Annotated in this window: 24 protein-coding genes and 1 pseudogene; 22 read left to right on the top strand and 3 right to left on the bottom strand. The window is 51.2% G+C overall.

The genetic code is table 11. The features are described from left to right. The first annotated feature begins 4 nt into the window (after window positions 1-4). Together IPI86_RS23205 and IPI86_RS23210 are read left to right on the top strand one after the other, a co-directional pair. The gene (locus tag IPI86_RS23205) at window positions 5-1336 is read left to right on the top strand and encodes an SLATT domain-containing protein (protein ID WP_345300411.1); all 1332 of its coding nucleotides are present in this window, start codon (window positions 5-7) and stop codon (window positions 1334-1336) included. Window positions 1337-1354: 18 nt separating this feature from the next. Beyond that, entirely contained in the window at window positions 1355-3724 is a 2370-nt protein-coding gene (locus tag IPI86_RS23210; protein ID WP_345300412.1) for a TRAFs-binding domain-containing protein, read from the top strand. 37 nt (window positions 3725-3761) lie between these two features. On the opposite strand, the gene IPI86_RS23215 is transcribed toward IPI86_RS23210, so the two are convergent. Continuing rightward, complete coding sequence (locus IPI86_RS23215; RefSeq protein ID WP_345300413.1) at window positions 3762-4232, bottom strand: hypothetical protein; 471 nt, start codon at window positions 4230-4232, stop codon at window positions 3762-3764. Between the two features lie 136 nt (window positions 4233-4368). Here IPI86_RS23215 and IPI86_RS23220 point away from each other — a divergent pair, with 136 nt between their 5' ends. The 5 genes from IPI86_RS23220 to IPI86_RS23240 all read left to right on the top strand — a co-directional run bounded on the left by IPI86_RS23220 (window position 4369) and on the right by IPI86_RS23240 (window position 8398). Further along, complete coding sequence (locus IPI86_RS23220) at window positions 4369-5718, top strand: matrixin family metalloprotease (protein WP_345300414.1); 1350 nt, start codon at window positions 4369-4371, stop codon at window positions 5716-5718. A 6-nt stretch (window positions 5719-5724) separates the two neighbouring features. Continuing rightward, complete coding sequence (locus IPI86_RS23225) at window positions 5725-6315, top strand: deoxynucleoside kinase (RefSeq protein ID WP_345300415.1); 591 nt, start codon at window positions 5725-5727, stop codon at window positions 6313-6315. 54 nt (window positions 6316-6369) lie between these two features. Continuing rightward, window positions 6370-7194 carry a pirin family protein gene (locus tag IPI86_RS23230; protein WP_345300416.1) on the top strand — a complete coding sequence of 275 codons (825 nt, stop codon included), beginning with the start codon at window positions 6370-6372 and terminating at the stop codon, window positions 7192-7194. 195 nt (window positions 7195-7389) lie between these two features. Beyond that, entirely contained in the window at window positions 7390-7854 is a 465-nt protein-coding gene (locus IPI86_RS23235) for an NUDIX domain-containing protein (protein WP_345300417.1), read from the top strand. 79 nt (window positions 7855-7933) lie between these two features. Then, window positions 7934-8398 (top strand): hypothetical protein, encoded by a 465-nt coding sequence (locus tag IPI86_RS23240; RefSeq protein WP_345300418.1) that lies wholly within the window; start codon window positions 7934-7936, stop codon window positions 8396-8398. A 201-nt stretch (window positions 8399-8599) separates the two neighbouring features. Here the strand turns inward: IPI86_RS23240 and IPI86_RS23245 are convergent, their stop codons facing one another. After that, window positions 8600-9292: a class I SAM-dependent methyltransferase gene (locus IPI86_RS23245; RefSeq protein ID WP_345300419.1), complete on the bottom strand. Its 693-nt coding sequence runs from the start codon at window positions 9290-9292 to the stop codon at window positions 8600-8602. Between the two features lie 20 nt (window positions 9293-9312). On the opposite strand from IPI86_RS23245, the gene IPI86_RS23250 reads away from it, so the two are divergent. Continuing rightward, window positions 9313-9789: a YbaK/EbsC family protein gene (locus IPI86_RS23250; RefSeq protein ID WP_345300420.1), complete on the top strand. Its 477-nt coding sequence runs from the start codon at window positions 9313-9315 to the stop codon at window positions 9787-9789. Continuing rightward, entirely contained in the window at window positions 9789-10286 is a 498-nt protein-coding gene (locus IPI86_RS23255; RefSeq protein ID WP_345300421.1) for a protein tyrosine phosphatase family protein, read from the top strand. Before IPI86_RS23250 ends, IPI86_RS23255 begins: the two co-directional genes overlap by 1 nt. Before the next feature lie 47 nt (window positions 10287-10333). Here IPI86_RS23255 and IPI86_RS23260 read toward each other — a convergent pair whose 3' ends face one another. Then, window positions 10334-11386: a hypothetical protein gene (locus tag IPI86_RS23260; RefSeq protein WP_345300422.1), complete on the bottom strand. Its 1053-nt coding sequence runs from the start codon at window positions 11384-11386 to the stop codon at window positions 10334-10336. A 224-nt stretch (window positions 11387-11610) separates the two neighbouring features. Between IPI86_RS23260 and IPI86_RS23265 the strand changes: the two genes are divergently transcribed. The 13 genes and pseudogenes from IPI86_RS23265 (at window position 11611) to IPI86_RS23325 (ending at window position 19996) form a co-directional block, all read left to right on the top strand. Beyond that, entirely contained in the window at window positions 11611-12348 is a 738-nt protein-coding gene (locus IPI86_RS23265; protein ID WP_345300423.1) for a TIGR02206 family membrane protein, read from the top strand. 16 nt (window positions 12349-12364) lie between these two features. Beyond that, window positions 12365-12619: pseudogene (locus IPI86_RS23270) on the top strand (TIGR02206 family membrane protein); the annotation flags it as partial. Window positions 12620-12793: 174 nt separating this feature from the next. Beyond that, a complete protein-coding gene (gene hppD, locus IPI86_RS23275) occupies window positions 12794-13924 on the top strand; it encodes a 4-hydroxyphenylpyruvate dioxygenase (protein WP_345300424.1) in 1131 nt (376 codons plus the stop codon). Between the two features lie 33 nt (window positions 13925-13957). After that, on the top strand, window positions 13958-14875 hold the full coding sequence (locus IPI86_RS23280; RefSeq protein WP_345300425.1) for a fumarylacetoacetate hydrolase family protein: 918 nt from the start codon (window positions 13958-13960) through the stop codon (window positions 14873-14875). Continuing rightward, a complete protein-coding gene (locus IPI86_RS23285) occupies window positions 14872-15318 on the top strand; it encodes a hypothetical protein (RefSeq protein ID WP_345300426.1) in 447 nt (148 codons plus the stop codon). The genes IPI86_RS23280 and IPI86_RS23285 overlap by 4 nt, the downstream gene beginning before the upstream one ends. Window positions 15319-15377: 59 nt before the next feature. Then, window positions 15378-15725, top strand: coding sequence for a hypothetical protein (locus IPI86_RS23290; RefSeq protein ID WP_345300427.1), 348 nt, complete (start codon window positions 15378-15380; stop codon window positions 15723-15725). A gap of 57 nt (window positions 15726-15782) precedes the next feature. Next, window positions 15783-16178, top strand: a complete 396-nt coding sequence (locus tag IPI86_RS23295; RefSeq protein WP_345300428.1) for a cupin domain-containing protein — start codon at window positions 15783-15785, stop codon at window positions 16176-16178. Window positions 16179-16192: 14 nt separating this feature from the next. Next, window positions 16193-16486, top strand: coding sequence for a hypothetical protein (locus IPI86_RS23300; protein WP_345300429.1), 294 nt, complete (start codon window positions 16193-16195; stop codon window positions 16484-16486). Then, a complete protein-coding gene (locus IPI86_RS23305; RefSeq protein WP_345300430.1) occupies window positions 16483-16665 on the top strand; it encodes a hypothetical protein in 183 nt (60 codons plus the stop codon). Before IPI86_RS23300 ends, IPI86_RS23305 begins: the two co-directional genes overlap by 4 nt. A 33-nt stretch (window positions 16666-16698) precedes the next feature. Continuing rightward, the gene (locus tag IPI86_RS23310) at window positions 16699-17862 is read left to right on the top strand and encodes a homogentisate 1,2-dioxygenase (protein ID WP_345300431.1); all 1164 of its coding nucleotides are present in this window, start codon (window positions 16699-16701) and stop codon (window positions 17860-17862) included. A 1-nt stretch (window position 17863) separates the two neighbouring features. Beyond that, the gene (locus IPI86_RS23315; RefSeq protein WP_345300432.1) at window positions 17864-19063 is read left to right on the top strand and encodes a serine hydrolase domain-containing protein; all 1200 of its coding nucleotides are present in this window, start codon (window positions 17864-17866) and stop codon (window positions 19061-19063) included. Continuing rightward, window positions 19008-19232 carry a hypothetical protein gene (locus tag IPI86_RS23320; protein ID WP_345300433.1) on the top strand — a complete coding sequence of 75 codons (225 nt, stop codon included), beginning with the start codon at window positions 19008-19010 and terminating at the stop codon, window positions 19230-19232. Before IPI86_RS23315 ends, IPI86_RS23320 begins: the two co-directional genes overlap by 56 nt. A gap of 11 nt (window positions 19233-19243) precedes the next feature. Further along, a complete protein-coding gene (locus IPI86_RS23325; RefSeq protein ID WP_345300434.1) occupies window positions 19244-19996 on the top strand; it encodes an SH3 domain-containing protein in 753 nt (250 codons plus the stop codon). The last annotated feature ends 16 nt before the right edge of the window (window positions 19997-20012 follow it).

Genomic DNA, 20012 nt, shown 5'->3' on the forward strand with positions numbered 1-20012 from the left:
CAGTATGGAAAATCAGACTCAGCAAGCCACACCTATTCTGGAAGTTGCCTGGACCCGTTTCGCCCAGTTGGATGCCATGGCCACCGAGCGGTCAAAAGCTCATCTTCGCCTGCGAAGATGGATCGCCGCGTTGGGCATCCTCACAACCTTGTTCGCCATACTCACGCAGCTATACGCCGAGAGTCTTAATCCATTGGCGGCTTGGGTCTTAAAATTCATTTTTATCTTCACCCCCATCGCGGCCTCCATCCTTGCTGCTTACGTTAGTCAGTTCTACTCAAGCGGTGACTGGCTGGTGACACGCGCAGGCGCAGAGGAAATACTAAAAGAGATCTACGCCTATCGCACTATTTTGAAAAACACTCCCACCCGCCGCATGTGGCTCGAGGAAAGATTGGGAGAAATCCAACGTTCGGTGTTTCGCGGCATGAATGGTGAAATGATCTTAAAACCCTACAAAGGTCCGATTCCCCCGTCTCCGCGTTTTGATCCCAAATATCCAGATTACGATCCCGGCTTTAACGATCTGAACGGAGATGAGTATTTCCTCTTCCGACTCGAAAATCAATTGAGCTGGCATATCAAGGAAATCAATAGAAGGCAAAAAGAACGCACGCGCTTGAAAGTATATATTCTGGCCGCTGGCGGTCTGGGTGCCTTGTTTGCAGCTCTCGGTCAGCCTCTCACCATGTGGGTTGCATTGGCCGCCGCATTTTCGGCAGCATTCATCGGCTGGCAGGAATTACGCAGCCTCGATTCTGTCGTTCGCAATTACAGCAAGGTCGTGCTTGAGCTGAACATCCTTTCCGACCACTGGAAGAACCTCGAAGGCGAAGAACGAGACCAGACGGAATTCTACAAGACCGTCCGCTCCACCGAAGACATCCTCTGGTCGCAAAATGTCGAATACATCAAAGCAATGCAGGAAGCCTTGCGCGACTCTGATCTCGAAGAGGAAGCCAGCCTCGTCAACCGTGTGATCAAGGAACAGCGCGAATCTGACCGCCGCTTTAGAGGCGCAATCGCTGACGCGGTAGTGGATCATACCCGTGAGAGTATGCTCGATTCCGAGCAAACGCTTACAGAGACTTACAAAACCACCCTCGGCACACTCGCTGAAGAAGCATCCTCCGACCTTGTGCAAGCCGAACTTGCCGCCATGCAGGAAGCCGTTCAGGAAGCCGTCGAAAACATTACTGAACGCATCGGGCTATTCTCTTCACTACAGGCAATTCGCGATGAATTTGCTGGTGTGGAAATCGGCTCCAACACACCCATGAGCGTGCTCAATGACCTCATGTCTCGCTATCCAAAATCAACTGATGCCAAGGGTTAATTATTTCCGAGGAAAAAGATGACCGACACCCCTACTACTACATCTCAAAATGCGGCAACGGACGCCAATAGTAACAACCAGCAGCCCTCCGAGCAGAATCCTGAACCTGCAACAACACCCGCGCCCGCCACACCCATCGTGGCAACCCAGCCTGCCAAAAAGGATCCTGCCACAGGTCCAACATTGACCGCGATGGCAGAATCGGCAGAAAAACCGCATTTGGTACGTCCCGAAATACGCCCGCATGCGTTTGTGGTCATGCCATTCGGAATCAAAAAAGGCGGTGACGGGTCGATTTACAACTTTAATGCAATCTACAAGGAATTAATCAAGCCTGCGTTGGAAGAAGCTGGTTTCGAACCATTCCGGGCTGATGAGGAAACATCATCAGGTGACATCCTGACAGACATGTTTCAGGAATTATTGCTCGCCGATCTTTGTCTGTGCGATCTAAGCATCGACAACGCTAATGTGTATTACGAGCTTGGCATCCGACACGCCTTTCGCAAACGCGGCGTTGTACACATTCAAGCCGGGCGCGCCTACATGCCGTTCGATATTTTCAACGTCCGCACCCTGCCGTATCACATTACGCCCGAAGGTGTGCCAGATCAGGCTTTTATAAAACCTGATATTAAAGCCATTGCGCGCATGGCCAGGGATACCTGGGCATCAGACCGCGACGCAATTCACAGCCCGATCTTCAACCTGCTAACCGGGCTAAGAGAACCGGAGCGCACCGCTTTACGCACCCCGCTGGCTACCGGCTTTTGGCGTGAATACAATGAATGGAGGGATAAGGTCACCGTTGCCCAGCGACAGAAACGCATCGGCGATATCCTTTTGCTCACCGAGGAAATCCAAAACCCGCTCATTAAAGAAGAGGCAATTGGTGAAGCAGGCAGGGCGCTTTCCGATATGGGACGCAATGAACTTGCTCTGGCGCAATACCGCAAGGGATTGGAAGTTAATTCAGGCAACCTGAATTTTCGGCGTCAGGAGGCCTTTAACCTGAACCGCATGGGCCGCGTGGACGATGCAATTGTAAAGATCGAAAGTCTGCTTAATGACTTTCCAAACGACAGCGAGGCGATCGCATATCTGGGCAGAATTTACAAGGAAATGTGGGCCGATTCATGGAAGAATATCACCGATAAAAACAAACGCATGAAGTATGCCTTTGATAGTTATCATTGGTTGATCAGAGCCATAGATATCTATCTGAGGGGCTTCCACATGGATTTGAATAATAATTACCCCGGTATCAATGCGCTCACATTTTCGACCCTTGCCGTATATCTTGCCGATAAATTTGACGACAAAGAAGATCCCGACCCAGATATTACCCGCATCCGCGAGAACCTTGACGAGTTGCGCGGTACGCTTATCTTTGGTCTCGAAGCAATGGCAGAGGATGATAGGGCAGATTATTGGACGTTAATTTCGCTCGCCGAATTAAGAGTCCTCACAGCAGACAACATATCCAGCGTGTCACGCGCCTATCGCAAAGCGATCACTGCCTCCCGTCGCAACCTTTTCTACCTGAATTCTTCACTGGGACAATTGGAAATCCTCAAGGCGCTTGGTCTGCGTGAAGAATTTGTGCAGGCGGGCATTGATACACTCAAAGACGAGATCGCGCGAACAAGCGGAGACGAAGCCCCGCAAACCACGGGCAAAAAGGGCAAGTCTAAAAAGGCAAAGACCGATGCGCGCGCCTTCCTGTTTACCGGCTATATGGTTGACTACCCCGCCAAAGAGAAAAAGACCTTCCCCGCCGAACGCGAAAATGAAATCCGCCAGGAAATCATCAAAAAATTGGAGAAATTCAAGATCAGCCCCGATGACCGTGCCTTCGTTGGTGGGCTCTCCGCTGGAAGTGAAATTCTCTTTGCAGAAGTTTGCGTCGAAAAAGGCGTCAAGGTCAAGGCCTTTCTGCCGCTGCCAGAATCAGCCTACATTCGTAAATTTGTTTCCCCGGCTGGCGATAGTTGGGTGGATCGTTTCCACAAAATCCGAAATCATCCACTCGTAGATGAAATGTACCAAATCGAACACGTCGGCCTGCCAAAAGATGGCGATGATCCCTACGAGCGCAACAACCGCTGGGCCCTGTACTCCTCCCTTGGAAAAGGCATCGACAAAGTACATCTCATCGCCTTGTGGAATGCCCACGGCGACAAACCCAAAGACCTCGACGCGCGGCTTGTACATCACATGATCGAATTGATGCGCGATACAGGCGGCTCCATCGAACAGATCAACACTTCCAAATACCTGCACAGCATGATTGATAACGTACTCGGCCGATTGATGGACGAACATGAAAGCGGAAAGTCCAAGTCAAATGCAACCAAGGTGCACAAACTTTCCGATTCTAAAAAATAGATCCAACACATTCCGTCAAAACAAAAAGACCCGCCGATCAATCGGCGGGTCTCATAATTTCAGCGGCCTTCTCCTTCGGGTAGGGCCAGATCTCACCCCTCACCCCTTTCGCCAGTAAAAAGTCGCCAGCCCGCACTGTGTCCACACCTTCGAGGGTATGAATGGTCACGGGTTGATCTGGGTCTCCATTGGTCAGGTCGGTGAGCGGCACCAGCAAGGTAACGGCCCGTTTCACACATCGTCCCGGCCCAATCATCATATAAGAAGCATCAAATATTTCAGGAGTCACAGGCCACATATCGTCTGGCGCATTCAACTCTCCAACCAGCAAGTCACCCTTTTTTGCCATTAAATGTGCCCCCCAAGGGGTGATGACCTCCATCGTTTGCGGTTGGCCTTCTCCCGGAATAAAAGGAATGACGCGCCGTTGCACCACATTGCGATACGGTTTGAATTCTAAAGTATTCAAGATCGGGTCGTCAGATTTTACGATAATTGGTTCTCTCATTCAAATTCTCCGTCAACATTATAAGCATCATAATTGTAACGCAGAAATAATTTCCTAAAGCGCATACTTGTAATGCCTGTCCCACTGTGCTATAAGAGGACACAATTATCGAAAATAAAAATCGGAGGAGTCAATCATGCGTCATTCCTTTACCAGGCACAACACATTCATAATAATCGTTATCTTTCTGGTATTGCTGGCTTGCTCCTCGCTCACGCCTACTCCCGAAGCCAACCTAATTTACCGTTACGATAACCTCCCCAACGCCGGTGAAGAAGACGAGCCCGCCGCACGTTTCCGCGCCATTTCACAATGGGGAAAGACAAACCTCGCCTTTTACTTTGCCAATGGAACCGCAAAAATAAACGGAACCATCGAACGTGATCTCATTCGCGCCGCATTCCAACTTTGGGCGGATGAAACCCCGCTCACCTTTAACGAGGTATCTGATCCTGCTCAGGCAGACATTGTCATCGGGTGGGCAGAAGCCGAACATGGCGATGGAGATCCCTTCGACGGCCCCGGCGATGTACTCGCACACGCCTCCTATCCGAATCCGTATCAAGAACGGCAGATCTTTCTTCATTTCGACGACGCTGAAAGATGGGTGGACAGCAACACGCAAAACGTGGACCTGCTCACCGTGGCTGCACACGAGATCGGACATAACCTCGGCCTTGACCACAGCAACGATCCCAATGCGCTCATGTATCCGTCCTACTCAGGTCCGCATCGATTTCTCGGGAACGATGATATTGCAGGCGTTCAATCCTTGTATGGGCTGGCCGCACAACCTGCAGAATCTCCCGAAGCACCGCCGCAGGGCGCAACACCTCCGCCCAGCGCAAATCAAGACAGCGACAGTGACGGCATCTCCGACACGGACGAATCCCTGCGCACAGGCACCGACCCCAACAACCCCGATAGCGATGCCGACGGCCTCAGCGATGGCGTGGAAATCATCTACCGCATGAATCCGCTTGATGCCGATATGGATAACGACGGCATCAAAGATGGGCAGGAAGTGGCGCAGGGCAGCGATCCATTTTTCCCAGACCAGACATCTGACATTTCCCCAGAACTATCCGCCGAAGTCAGCGAATTTATTACGAAAGCCATCGAACTGCAAGTCGAAGCCTATCGCCGCGGAGACGCGAACATCGCATCTTCCATCATGGCAGGCGATATCTTCGCCACGCTCGATAAAGACATCGCCTCTTTGAATCAGCAAGGCTTTGCCCAGATCTCTGAAATCGATTATTACAACAGCTACATCAACGACATTCGTGTCATCAATGAAAACAATATCGAAGTAGATACCTGCGAAGTGTGGAGCACCAATATCTACCGCCGTGCCGATGGCGCGCTCATTCAAAGCACCGACCCGCGCCTTCTACCGCAAACCATTACGATCCAGAAATTATCCACGGGTTGGTTTATCACCCAGGTCAACTTCTTCGATGCACCCGCCTTTTGCAATCAATAGGATTCCATGAACAAACTCATTGTCATCGTCGGCGCAAGCGGTGTAGGTAAAACCACACTGGCGCACGCCTTGTGCAGCAAACAAAAATTCGCGCTCGCCTACGAACAGCACAACGAACGGCCCTTTCAAACACTCTTCAAAAAAGATTCAAAGTACGCGCTCGCGAATCAAATGGATTACCTGCTCTATCGCGCCGAACAGGAATATGAATTTCGCCAGGGCGATACACCCGCATTAATGGATGGCGGCTTCGATCTCGACTTCCACGGATTCACGCGCCTCTTCCACACCCGCGGATTACTCAACGATGCCGAATATGACCTGTGCCGCCGCTTCTACACCCACACCCGCAGCCTGCTCCCGCCTCCAGACTTGATCATCGCCTTGAGCGCGGACTCCCAAACCATCAGCGCAAGGCTTGCCTCTCGAAACAGGATCAATATCGCGTCGAGTGAAGATGCGGACCTGCTCGAAGAATATGTCAGTGAATGGCTGGCCTCTATCCCTGAGAAAAAAGTCCTTAAGTTAGACGTCACGCATGAAAATGAGGAATATACAAAGAGTGTTGACATTATTCTTGAAAAAATCGTTTCGTAATACCTGCCGTTCTCAAATCGTCCAACTCACATGACCAACAGAACCATTTCCCAAATGATTGAACCACAGCTTGTCGTGGAGGGCGCGGGCGTATTATTGCGCCGCTCCGTTTCTCCGCGTGCGAGCAATGAATATGACCCATTTTTGCTCTTCGACCATTTCGCCTTTAACAATCCTCTCGAAGGGCCTATTCGCGGATTTCCCATGCACCCGCATCGCGGCATTGAAACCGTTACTTATATTTTAGACGGCTCCGTCAATCACCGTGACAGCCTCGGCAACGCAGGCACCATCGGCCCCGGCGATGTGCAGTGGATGACCAGCGGACGCGGCATTCTGCACGAAGAAATGCCGAAACGCGGCTCCAGTGGAAACATCTACGGCTTTCAGCTTTGGGTGAACCTGCCCGCTGCGCAAAAGATGGGGCAGCCCCGCTATCAAGAAGTTAATTCGTCCACCATTCCCGTCGTTGAAAAAGACGGCGCAACGATTCGACTCGTCGCTGGAGAAGTAGATGGCGTTCGCGGCCCCGTGACGGAGATTGCCGCTTCGCCTCTTTATATGGATGTGAAGCTGGCACCTGGCGCGACATTCACCTACCCCATCCCCAGCGGACATACCGCATTGGCTTATGTATTCGAAGGCGTGGGCGAGTTTTCGGGCGAGGTTGTTGAATCGGTCAGCATGGTCGTCTTCAACGATGATGGCGACCAGATCGAGGTGAAAAGCGACGCCGCAAGCAATGGCGTGCAGTTCATGCTCATTGCGGGCGCGCCGTTCAAGGAACCCATCGTCCCCTACGGACCGTTCGTGATGAATACGGTCGAAGAAATTCAACAGACCATTCAGGAATTGCGCAACGGAACATTCATCAAATAATAAAAAAATCTCTGAGGAAACCTCAGAGATTTTTTTATTGCAAAGACCGCCAAGATCGCAAAAAACAAAATAAAACTTGGTGCTTTTGGCATGATTCGCGGTAATTAATCAGATTGCACCGCACAGATTACTCGGCTAAAATTTACACCCACAACCCATCGAGTTCAAAAATCATTTTACACAAGGTGAATCACCATGACACAGGTTTTATATGGCCCACGGTTGGGCAAGGAAGGTCAACTACGAGTTGGATGCAGTGCGGTTATTTTCGATGAAAACCGCAAAAAGGTATTGCTTACCCAGCGCACCGACAATGGCCGCTGGTGCGTGCCTGGCGGCGCGTTGGAGTCTGGGGAAAGTGCGGCCGAAGCCTGCGAACGCGAGGTTTGGGAAGAGACGGGTTTGAAGGTTCGCGCGACACGCTTGATCGGCGTGTATAGCAACCCAGATCAATTGGTCATTTACTCAGACGGGAACAAAGCCTTCTTTGTCGTCCTCAGTTTCGAAGCGGAGATCATCGAAGGCGAATTGGGATTGAGCAACGAGACCACCGCCTTCGGCTACTATTCGCTGGAGGAAATGGAAGGCCTGCCAATGCACGGCCAACACAAACAGCGCGTAGAAGATGCCCTGCTCGGGGGCGCGGCCCTGATGAAGTAAGGACTTAAGTATGACCCAAAACACGTCACCACAACGCGGGCGGCGTGTTTTTGATTCAAACTTTATTCACGGAGGAACAATGTTAGTAAATTTGTCAGATCGGTTTTACAAATGGGCAAAAGGCTGGCTCATTTTCGTTCTATTCATACTGGATGGATTCTTTGCGGGTTTTCTTCTGCCGCTCATTCAGGGCATGATGCAGGGTGGACAGGGCGGGATTCAACCGCTCGACTTGATGTTGTTCGCAACGCCTGAAAAGATATTCGCCATGATCGAACGCTACGGCGAATACGGCCGTCCGTTCTACCGCAACGTGGAATTGACCGTGGACATCGTCTATCCCATCGTATATCTGTTCTTTTTTGGATTGTTCATTTCGTGGCTGTTCCAGCGCGGATTTTCCTCCAACAGCCCGATACGGAAATACAACATTGCCCCGCTCGGCGCATGGTTTTTTGATTTGCTTGAAAATATTGTCATCGTCATTTTGCTATCGATCTTCCCACCCAACCTGCCATCCTTGCGTGGATTCTGGTTTTACTAACCACAGTCAAATGGTTCTTCGCAGGCGCGAGCATTTTATTGATTCTGACTGGGTTAGTGATGGCGGCAAAGAACAAATTCAAAGTGCAGGGATAAAAAATTACCAGGTCCAAGTGTTGTAGAACACAAAGAAAAAAGAGTGCCGCAACAACGCAAATGTTGCGGCACTCTTTTTTCATCCTTCATCCTTCACAATTCATCCTTATATTTTCTTCCACCACACGCCTGTGCATTCAGGCAGGATCACCCAGTTATTCTGTTTTACCTTGTCGCCCAACTCGTCGCCGAAGAAAAAACGGGAGAGAAATTCGGCTTCTTCGAGTGAATCAAATTTGTAATCGGTGCGGATCCATTTATACTGGAATCCGACCTCCTCCAACCAGGGATAATAATCTTTGAGATGCTCCAACTTAATCGGAGACTCATTCCCCGTGCCCAGCGATTCAAACAGAACAATGAAGCTGTTCGGTCTTAAGACGCGTTTCATTTCGTCCAACCATTTTTCCAACTCAACCCGCCACGAATCGGGATTCCACACAGCGAGATAGGCCACGCTCCAACCAGAGACGACCAGGTCGGCAGAGGCATCTTCCACAGGCAGTTGACGATGGTCGGCCACATCCACCTGCCAGTTGACAAGTCCGCTGGCGAGGAATTTCTCACGGCACACCCTCAACATCTCTTCCGAAATGTCAAACGCACGGACGTGAGAAACATGCGGGGCGAGCATGCAGGCCAGTCGTCCAGTACCCGCTCCAAGGTCAAGGACGAGACGGTCTTCAAGGGGCGTGATCTCGCGCAGGGATCTCAAAATATTTTCCTGATAATCCTCGCGGGCAATCAGCGCCTCGTATTTATCCCCTTCGGTTTTGTAGATTTCTTCTTGTGTAGGCATGAGGCAATTATAATTGGCGGATGATCCAACTTTCCCCCTCTGCACAAAAAATTCAAGCCCTTCTTAACTCGCTTGGTTACAATTACACCGTGATCGAACATGCCGAGTCCACGCGCACGGCGCAGGAAGCCGCCGACCGCGCTGGCTGTGAACTGGGACAGATCGTCAAATCGCTCATCTTTCGCGGCAAGACCAGCGGCAAACCGATCCTGGTCCTCACCAGCGGCGTAAATCGCGTGGACGAAAAACGCATCAGCGAGTACGCAGGCGAATCCATCAGCCGCGCAGATGCCGATTTTGTCAGAACAGTGACGGGCTACGCCATCGGCGGTGTTCCACCCATCGGTCACAACGAAAAGATGGAAACTTATCTTGATGAAGATTTTCTGCAATACAAGATGGTCTGGGCGGCGGCAGGCACACCCAACGCCATTTTCGAATTAACAATGGATGACCTGCAAAAAATGACCGAAGGAAAAATTACACAGGTGAAATGATGTTCGATCAAATTTACAATTTTCTCCGATATTCTGAAAGCCTCTCTTCAAGCGGAATGCCAACCGCCGAGCAATTGAGTGAAGCGCCAAAGCACGGCGTGCAGGTTGTGATCAATCTCGCGCCGCATGATGTGCCCAATGCGATTCCAAACGAAGGTCAGCTTGTGAATTCCATGGGCATCGAGTACATCAACATTCCCATCAACTGGGGCACGCCCACCAAAGACGGGCTGGATAAATTCATGGATGCAATGGAAGAGCATAAAGACAAGGTCATCCATGTGCACTGCGAGGCGAATTTCCGTGCCAGCGCATTTATTGCCATGTATAGAATACTTGGGCTGGGCTGGACAGAAGATAATGCGTTCGAGATCATGCACAAGATCTGGGATGAGGATGCCTTCCCCGTCTGGAAATTATTCATCGATGGCATGGTTAATCAAGGCAGTGAAAAATTCTTGAACATCATGTTGGGTTTATATAACAAGAGAGAGTAACGACCAAAGCCGTCACTCTCTCTTGTTGTGTCGGGGGTATTTTATACTTATCTTGGAAGCGGCACGAATGCCAGGATCGTTCTTGGGAATTTATCGGTCACCATAATGAAGCCAATCGTATCCAGGGAAACCAGGCCTTCCCAGTTACGAATGTCCTCAGTCAATGTAAGGTAGAGGGGTTTTTTGTTCGTAACCAATGTGATTCCCGAATCGGAATATTGATATCTGATCAACCGCTCCACCTGTGGGAATTGGGCATGGGTTTCACCAGTGCCGAATCTCTCCAGAATCGGGTCGCTCGTTGGCATCAGGTCTTCATCACCAGGGAAGAAATAATTGATGCCCCAGATGTTGTTTCCAACTCCTATGGCGGTGTCGGTCAGGCGGTATTCGAGATTCTCCAGGGGAAGTGTGCCTGTGAGATTCAAGTCAAAATCGAATACATGAACAACAGGGTCTGAAACGATCGCTTCGCCATTGACTTCGTAAAAGGTCAGAATCTTATCTTCCATTACCAAAATGGATTCGTCTGAGTGGTTTTCAGATTTTGCCTGCGGGGGGATCTCTGTCAGTTTCGTGGTATCAAGTGTCAGCGTGGAAAGATCGGGGCTGATAGTCCCGGAGATGATGTAGCCCATCATATCCTTGCCTTCGCCAGCTTCGATGGTCATAAAGACACGGTCGCCTGAAAAGCCGATCGACTCGAAGCCCTGATAGTTGCGGATCTGATCGGTAAGGTCTGGGGCGATCAGTTTGATGGGACGCGGCTCAAGGGCGGCTCCGCGTGCGCCGCCGATGTAGAGGCTGAGTTCGGCCTTCGGCAGATAGAATAACTGACCGTCGCCGCTCTCATCGAAGAGGTTCGGATACTGTGGCAACAGGATGAGGTTCTCGCCGTACCAAGCCAGCCCGGATAATTCTGCTTCGGGCGTGGATGCGGGCCCGGAGATGGCGATCTCGGTCACGGGCACTTCGGCGAGTTTGACTTCTTCGGTCAATTGAGCAGGTGCTGCGCTTTTTGAGTTCGAAGCAAAGTAGGCCACCGCGGCAACCGCCAACACAATGACAGCCAATATGATGTACAGGTTTCGTTGTTTCATAAAAAATCCTCCAGCATGGTTAGATTGAGCCTCTTGCACTTGCTGCTCGAGGCGGCGCCTGGGCTGTCGGGGACGGCGGCAGGCGCACTTGTATGTCGTGAAATTATATTCGCATCCCGTCTTTCGTAGAATCACTTTAAAGATGCTTTAATTTACGGGCGTCGAAGTTTATATCTTGTGGTAAAAATACGCAAGGCAGACGAGCCACGAGAAAGGGAGTTGACATGGGACAGTATTTTTCATTGATCTATGCAGGGGAGCCGATTAAGCTTTTCGGACGGGAGCATTTAACCGCTCTGGCCATCATTACCCTGTTCTGCTTTTCGTTTTTATATTTTCGCAAGGTGTGGGGGGAAAAGGAAAAGAAGGTCGTTCGTTGGATTCTGGCGGTCTTGATCGTGGTCAACGAATCGGCTCTGCATGTCTGGTCTGTATATTGGGGAATTTGGAACATTCAGACCATGCTGCCGCTGCACATGTGCAGTGTGATAATCTGGGCCTCGGCCTACATGCTGGTGACAAAGAATTACAGCATCTACGAAATGGTGTACTTTCTGGGGCTTGGCGGAGCCATGCAGGCCGTGTTGACTCCGGCCGACGCTGCTGCGTACAACTTCCCACATTTTCGCATTATGCAGACATTCATCGCGCATGGATTGTTGATCGGCATCGCCATCTATATGACCGTGGTGGAGGGATTCCGCCCCACCCTGCAATCCTTCAAACGGATTTTTGTTTGGACGAATATCTACATGGTCGTCATTTTCTTCCTGAATCTCGCCATTGGCAGTAATTATCTTTTTGTGGCGGGCAAACCCGAATTCCCCACCCTGTTGGATATGCTGGCTCCGTGGCCATGGTACATCATCGAACTGGAAGCCATTGGATTCGCGATCTTCTTCCTGCTGTATGTACCGTTTCTCATCAAGGATTGGAAGACAAAGCAGGTGACCGCCTCATAAACACGCAACTCGTCCCACCCTGCAATCTTTCAAACGCGTCTTTATTTGGACAAACATTTACATGGCCGTCGTCTTCTTCGTCAACCTCGCCATCGGCAGCAATTATCTTTTCATCGCGCATAAACCTGAATTCCCAACTTTATTGGATATGCTCGCGCCTTGGCCCTGGTATGTTTTTCAATTAGAGGCGATCGGCTTCGCAATCTTCTTCCTGATCTATATGCCGTTCCTCATCAAAGATCTGAAGGCGGGGGAAACTGTCACCGCCTGAATTCGAAATGCCGACCCGCAAAAGACCTAAAGTCACCCTTTAGGTCTTTTGTTTTATTGCACACAAAAGGTCTTTATCGTAAAATCATCCATACAGAATCGCATAATTTCCAGCGATGTCAGACATTTGGAAAGTTTTTGCGATAAGTAATAAACCAAACCCAAAGGAGAATCTATGGCAACAAAAACAACTGAAGAGTCCCGCCCCATGACAGAAGAAGCAGATTTCCTGCAAATCAAGTCCATTGACCATGTTCACTTTTATGTCGGCAACGCCAAGCACGCCATGTATTACTGGTGGAAAGCCTTTGGTTTCAAGCCCGTAGCCTACTCCGGCCTTGAGACAGGCAATCGAGAGTATGCCTCATACGTGCTCGAATCCGGACAGGCGCGGCTCGTCGTCTCAGCGGCTTACAGCCCATCCAGCCCGCTCGCTTCACACCACATGGTGCATGGCGACGGTGTCAAAGTCATCGCCATGGAAGTGGACGATGTGGAAAAGGCATGGAAAGCCACAACCTCCCGCGGCGCAAAATCGGCTTGGGCTCCACGCGAGGAAAAAGATGACCACGGCATTTTTCGCACATCCGCCATTTATACGTACGGTGAAACTTTACACACTTTCGTGGATCGCGCCGATTACAAAGGCGTCTTCGCCCCCACGTACCGCCCCATCAAAGACAAGGAAGCTCAATCCACGGGTCTCGCTGCCATTGACCACATTGTTGGCAATGTGCAGCTCGGCAAAATGAATCAGTGGGTCAATTTTTATCATCAGGTGATGGGCTTCCGCCAACTAATGCATTTCGACGACAAAGACATCTCCACCGAATATTCCGCGCTGATGTCGAAGGTCATGCAAAATGGAAATGGCCGCGTCAAATTCCCCATCAACGAACCTGCCGAAGGCAAACGCAAAAGCCAGATCGAGGAATACCTCGATTACTACCTAACCCCCGGCGCGCAGCATCTCGCCATCATTACCGGCGACATCCTCTCCACTGTGGACCAACTCCGCAAAAACGGCGTTGAATTCCTGCGCGTGCCCGACACCTATTACGAAGCGCTCCCCGACCGAGTCGGTTCGATCAAGGAAGATTACAAAACTATTCAGGAACTCGGCATCCTTGTTGACAAGGATGATGAAGGCTATCTCCTGCAAATCTTCACACGCCCCATTCAAGACCGCCCCACCATGTTCATCGAGATCATCCAAAGGCATGGCGCGCAGGGATTTGGAAAAGGCAACTTCAAAGCCTTGTTTGAGTCACTCGAACTGGAACAGGAACGACGCGGAAATTTATAAGTGATCAAGGTTGATCAGTCGTCAGTAATCAGAATGATGACTGATCACTTTTTGACTGATTACTTTCACCTCATGATCTTCGCCACCGTCAGCACGCTTCACTCCGCACCGCAACCTGCCCTTGTCTCGAAAGGCAGAGTCTACCCTTTGTCTTTCGCGGATATGCATGAAGTGATTCGCTTCAGCGCAGACATAATTCAACTCCCTGAAACATCCCTCGCCATGGACGAAGTGAGGTTCCATGCGCCGCTTCGCCCAACCACTCTGCGAGATGCGTACGCCTTCGAACAGCATGTGAGAACCGCCAGTCAAAACCGCGGACGGGATGTGCCGCAAGAGTGGTACAAGTTCCCCGCCTTTTATTACACCAATCCGCACACCATCTTTGGGCCTGACGAAGTGATTCCCTATCCGCGCTATACTTCGGCATTGGATTTCGAATTGGAGATCGCCGTCATCATCGGCAAAGGCGGGCGTGACATCAAACCAGAAGATGCCCCCGCTCACATCTTTGGCTACACCATCTTCAATGATTGGTCGGCCCGCGATGTGCAACGCGAAGAATTGCGGATCGGGCTTGGCCCTGCCAAGGGGAAGGACTTTGCCTCGTCTTTAGGACCAGTGATCGTGACGAGCGAAGCGCTTGCCGATCGGACAGTGAATCGCCCGGGCGTGTACGACCTCACGATGACCGCGAAAGTCAACGGCGTTGAAATGTCCCGCGCAAATTTAAAGGATATATTCTGGGCATTCGGCGAGATCATTGCGAGGGCTTCAGATATGTGCGAATTGCAGGCGGGTGACGTAATCGGCTCGGGAACCGTTGGCACGGGCTGCCTGCTGGAATTGACCAAAGGCCAGGGCCCATGGTTGAATGCAGGTGACGTGGTTGAGTTGGAGATCGAAGAAATCGGAATACTAAAAAACACCATCGGAGAAAAATCAAAATGACAAAGAAGTGGATTGGAATCGTACTTGCTGTTTTCCTATTGGCGGCCTGCGGCGCCCCCGCGCCCGCACAGCCCGGCGTGGAAACGGTTGTGGCTGAAACACTGGTGGCAATGACCTCTGCCGCACCGCCTGTTGAAACTCCCGCCGTACCAGAGGGCGTGCTCGTTTCTGCCAATTCGGTCAATTTCGTCATTTCAGTTGGGCTTGGCACATCAGCCAATGTGGAATCACTGCCAGAGGCCATTATTACAGATGGCCCTGCGATGGCCTCCGCACCAGCACACACAAAATTCACGCTGACAGGCTATCCGCTTCAAGGAAAGTTTTTTGAGCCGAATATCTATGTTTATCCGGTGGCGGAATATGAAGCCATCAACGACTCTGCCGCCCAAAACATTCAAAAACTGCGCGCCATTCTAGCCAGCCCGAAGCCGCGCCGCTGACAAAAGATGCGCTGCCGGGCATCACAGCCTTTAACGCCGCGAAGGTCTTCACCGCAAAGATGCAGTTGATCTCCTTCCAAAGCGGCAGCGGGGTCGGATTTCTGACGCAATACGCGCAATACCCAGCCACTGTAAACAACAAAGAGATGTTCTACAACTTCCAGGGACTCACCAGCGACGGCCGATTTTATATCGTTGCCATTCTGCCCGTGAACGCGCCCTTCCTCGCACCCGATGACAACCCACAATCGGTGGTGCCATCAGACGGCATTCCACTCACCACGGAAATGCCCGATGACGCCTACTATGCCGCGGTCGTGAACAAGCTCGACCAAACCGCGCCCGATGTCTTCATGCCAACGCTCACCCAACTGGATGCATTGATTCAGTCGATCACTATTCAATAGACCTGCCATTTCACAAAATTCGCGGCCAATCACTTTGTTTCAAAGGAGATTTACAAGTTGGAACAGAACAAGATCATCACCATCCGCCCGAAAGAGTCTTTCATTTCAAAACAGCAGTTACCGAACTTTGAGGGCATCTCCGCCCAATCTGCAGGGACAAAACATCTGTGCATGCACCTTGTCATTATTCCGCCTGGCGGAAAGGCGGTGGCGCATTATCACAACGGCTACGAAACCACCATCTACATCATCAAAGGCCGTGCAGAGACAAAATACGGCGACAATCTTGAAAAATCCAGCATCAATGAAGCGGGCGATTTTCTTTTCATTCCGCCCAATGTACCGCACCAGCCCATCAACTTGAGTGAAACCGAAGAAGTCGTTGCCGTCGTTGCGCGCAATGACCCGAATGAACAAGAAAGTGTCATGATCTATCAGCCACAGGATTCATAAGAATGGAGAGACACATGCGAAAAACACTTCCACGCGGCGAGGATATTTACACCAGCGATGTATTCGAGATCCTGTTTGGCTATGAAGTCACCCGCTCGAAGCGGTACCCATCTCCGCTGGCGCTGTTTCAAATAGAAATGGATCCCATCGCCCTCAATGCTGATTTGCTGGCGGCGGCGCCTGCTGTCTTCACGGCCGCGTTAAATTCGCATCTCCGCTCAGTGGATATTCCTTCCACGTACGGCAAGTCGTTCAGGGTGCTGCCCAGTTCAATGAACACGGCGCTCGCGCTGTCTGCGAGAGATTGATATCGGTCTATCGAAATAAATTCGATGTCCCCAACGGCTCAATCGCCTTCTCGCTTCATATTGGGGTAACCGCTCACAACGGCGGCCCTGAAATGTCTGCTGAGGAAATCCTGCAAAAAGCAGAGGAAGCCTTGAAGCAATCCAGGCTCAAGGGGCCCAACACCTACGTCATGCTCTAAAAATATTTATTGATTACCCATTAAGGAGAAACCATGCCCTTCTATCACAAGCTTGGTAAAGTTCCACACAAACGCCATACGCAATTCAAAAAAGCCGATGGAAAACTGTATCGCGAAGAAGTGATGGGGCTGGAGGGATTTTCGTCCATCCAATCCATTCTCTATCATCATTTTCTTCCACCGCGTGTGAAGATGACGGAAGACCTCGGCAGCGCCAAACCCGAATATGTAGACTTCGGCCCAATCCGTCACCGCGCCTTCAGAACGGATCAAACTCCGCTCGGGCCTGATCCTGTTTCGGCGAGGATTCCCCTCCTCGGCAATAACGACGTCATCCTCGGCGTTTCGCGTGCAAAAGACAGCATGGGCTATTTTTATCGCAACTCACAAGCCTATGAGACCTGGTGGGTGCACGATGGCAGCGGCACACTCAAAAGCCAATTCGGAAATCTTCCGTTTCGCAAAGGCGATTACATCGTTATTCCTTTTGGCGTCACCTGGCAAATGGAATTGAGCGAGGAATGCAAATTCTTCACCATCGAAAATCCCAGCCAGATCGAGCCGCCAAAACGCTACCGCAACAATTACGGTCAACTGCTTGAACATGCCCCCTACTGTGAACGCGACATCCGCCTCCCTGAAGAATTGGAAACCCACACCGAGCGCGGAGATTTCGAAGTGCGCGTGAAAGTGCGCGACAGATTATCGCGTCATGTGCTCGATCATCATCCCTTCGATGTCATCGGCTGGGACGGCTATCTCTACCCGTGGATCTTCAACATCGAAGATTTCGAACCCATCACAGGCCGCCTGCACATGCCACCACCCATTCACCAGACCTTCGACGCACACAATTTTGTCGTGTGCTCATTCGTCCCGCGCCTGTTCGATTACCACCCCGAAGGCATCCCCGCGCCGTACAATCACTCCAACATCCAATCTGACGAAGTGCTATATTATGCCGAAGGCAATTTCATGAGCCGCAAAGGCATCGACCGCAGTGACATCAGCCTGCATCCGTTCGGGCTTCCGCACGGCCCGCAGCCAGGCATGACCGAAGCCAGCATTGGCAAAGCAGAAACGCAGGAACTCGCAGTGATGGTGGATACCTTCCATCCGCTGAATCTCACAAAGCAGGCTGCTGAAATGGAAAAGCCCGAATACATGTCCACCTGGCTGGAAGGTGACGGAGAATAAAATGAATTTGAGCACAGCACACATCAAGGATAAAAACTTCCGCAAGCTTTCGCAAAAAGTCGTCGCTGAGATGAAGCGGCTGTCCATACCGGGCGTTGCCATCGGAGTATGGCATAAAGGCAGGGAACACTCTGACGGGTTTGGAATTACCAGTATTGAGAATCCGCTTCCAGTTACGTCAGATACGTTGTTTCAAGTCGGCTCCATCAGCAAAACCTTCACGGGCACCCTCATCATGCAATTGGCGGAGCAGGGCAAAGTCAATCTTGATGCGCCTGTGCGCACTTACATCAAGGATCTAAAACTGAGTAACAAAGCCGTGGAGAAGCAGGTCACCGTGCGCCATTTGCTCACGCACGCGGGCGGCTGGGTCGGTGATTATTTCAACGATTTCGGTAACGGTGATGATGCGCTGGCAAAGATGGTGAAGGACATTGAGCATCTTCCGCAGGTGATGCCGCTCGGAAAAATTTGGTCCTACAACAACACGGGCTTCAATATCGCCTCGCGCCTGATCGAAGTAGTGACGGGCAAGCCTTACGAACAGGCTGCGCAGGAAATGCTGCTTGACCCGCTGGGACTGAAGATGAGTTTCTTTTTCCCAAGCGACCTGCTCATCACATACCGTTTTGCGATGGGACATTACAACGAAAACAAAAAGACCTTCGTCTCGCGTCCGTGGGCCATTGGGCGGGCAGGCAACGGCGTGGGCGGTGTCGTCAGCACTGTGAAGGACTTGCTGTCTTATGCGCGCTTTCACATGGGGAGCGGCAATCGCATTATCAAACGCAAATCGCTGGAAACCATGCGCGTACCGCAGATCAGCGCAGGCGGGCGCGGACAAATGGGTATCACTTGGTTCATCAATAAATCGGGTCCGCTCACCCGTTACAGTCACGGTGGTGCCACCAATGGACAGCAGGCCATGTTTGTATTCATTCCTGAAAAGGATTTTGCGCTGACCCTGCTTACCAACAACGATAACGGCGGTGTGCTGAATAACAATCTCGTGAGCCTTGCGCTCGAAGTTTATTTCGGAATCAAGCCAACACTGCCGAAGCCGATCAAGGTCATTGCAAATGAGTTGAAGGAATACGTCGGCTCGTATCGAATCGGCACCGAAGCGTTTGACCTGAAACTCAAAAATGGTGAACTTATCTTTCAGCATATTCCCCCTCGGCGGCTTTCCCACGCCCGATAGCCCGCCCGGGCCTGCCATGCCGCCCATGCGAATTGCCTTCTACGAAAAAGATCAGACCCTGATGCTGGACGAACCGATGAAAAACGGCATCGGTGATTTCATTCGCGACGAAAATGGACGCGTGCAATTCTTCCGCATTGGCGGACGCGCCCATAAAAAAATAAAATAACGAGGAGAATTATGAAAAAAATCATGGGGCTGTGTCTTGCGGTGGGAATTTTCATTTCGGCCTGTACAATGCCCTCCACAACAACAGGGCCTTCGGATCAGGAAATTGCCACTGCCGCCGCATTGACCGTACAGGCAGTAATCTCTACACCGCTTGCCAGCCCAACCGCAGCAGGCAATCCGCAGGTGCTGGCTTCTCCAACCGTGGCTGACGGAACGATCGTTGCCGCTACACCGACATTTTCCCAACCCATGGCAAGCGTCGGAGATGTGGTCAATTGTCGCAGCGGCCCGGGCACCAATTTCGAACGAGTCACCCAGATCCTGCCAGCGGAATCGGTGAAGATCGTCGGTTTCTTCCCACCGAATTATTGGGTCGTCAACACGAAGGATGGTGATTGCTGGCTATCGGGAGAATTCACAACACCAGTCGGCAGTTTCGCCGCCATCCCCACTGTCACTGCGCCGCCCACCCCTGAAGGCGGCGGTCCCGAAGCCGCCACCTTCCCCAAAAACGGTTGGACGTTCTTCTGTTATGGTCTGGGGAAGGCCGACATCACACTCTCATGGAATGACAATGCCGAAAACGAATCAGGATACCGAATCGTGAGAGACGGAGAAAAGGTGGCTGAACTGGCTCCAAACACAAAATATTACGCAGAAACGATCGACCTCAGCCCCGGTGAAAGCGTCGCTTATCAGATTCAGGCTTACAACGAAGCTGGCAGTTCTGACAGTGTAACGGCAACAATCACCTGTCCGTAGGCAATTGCTACTTAAA

Origin of the sequence: Candidatus Villigracilis affinis (assembly GCF_016705895.1) — a bacterium.
GTDB lineage: Bacteria > Chloroflexota > Anaerolineae > Anaerolineales > Villigracilaceae > Villigracilis > Villigracilis affinis.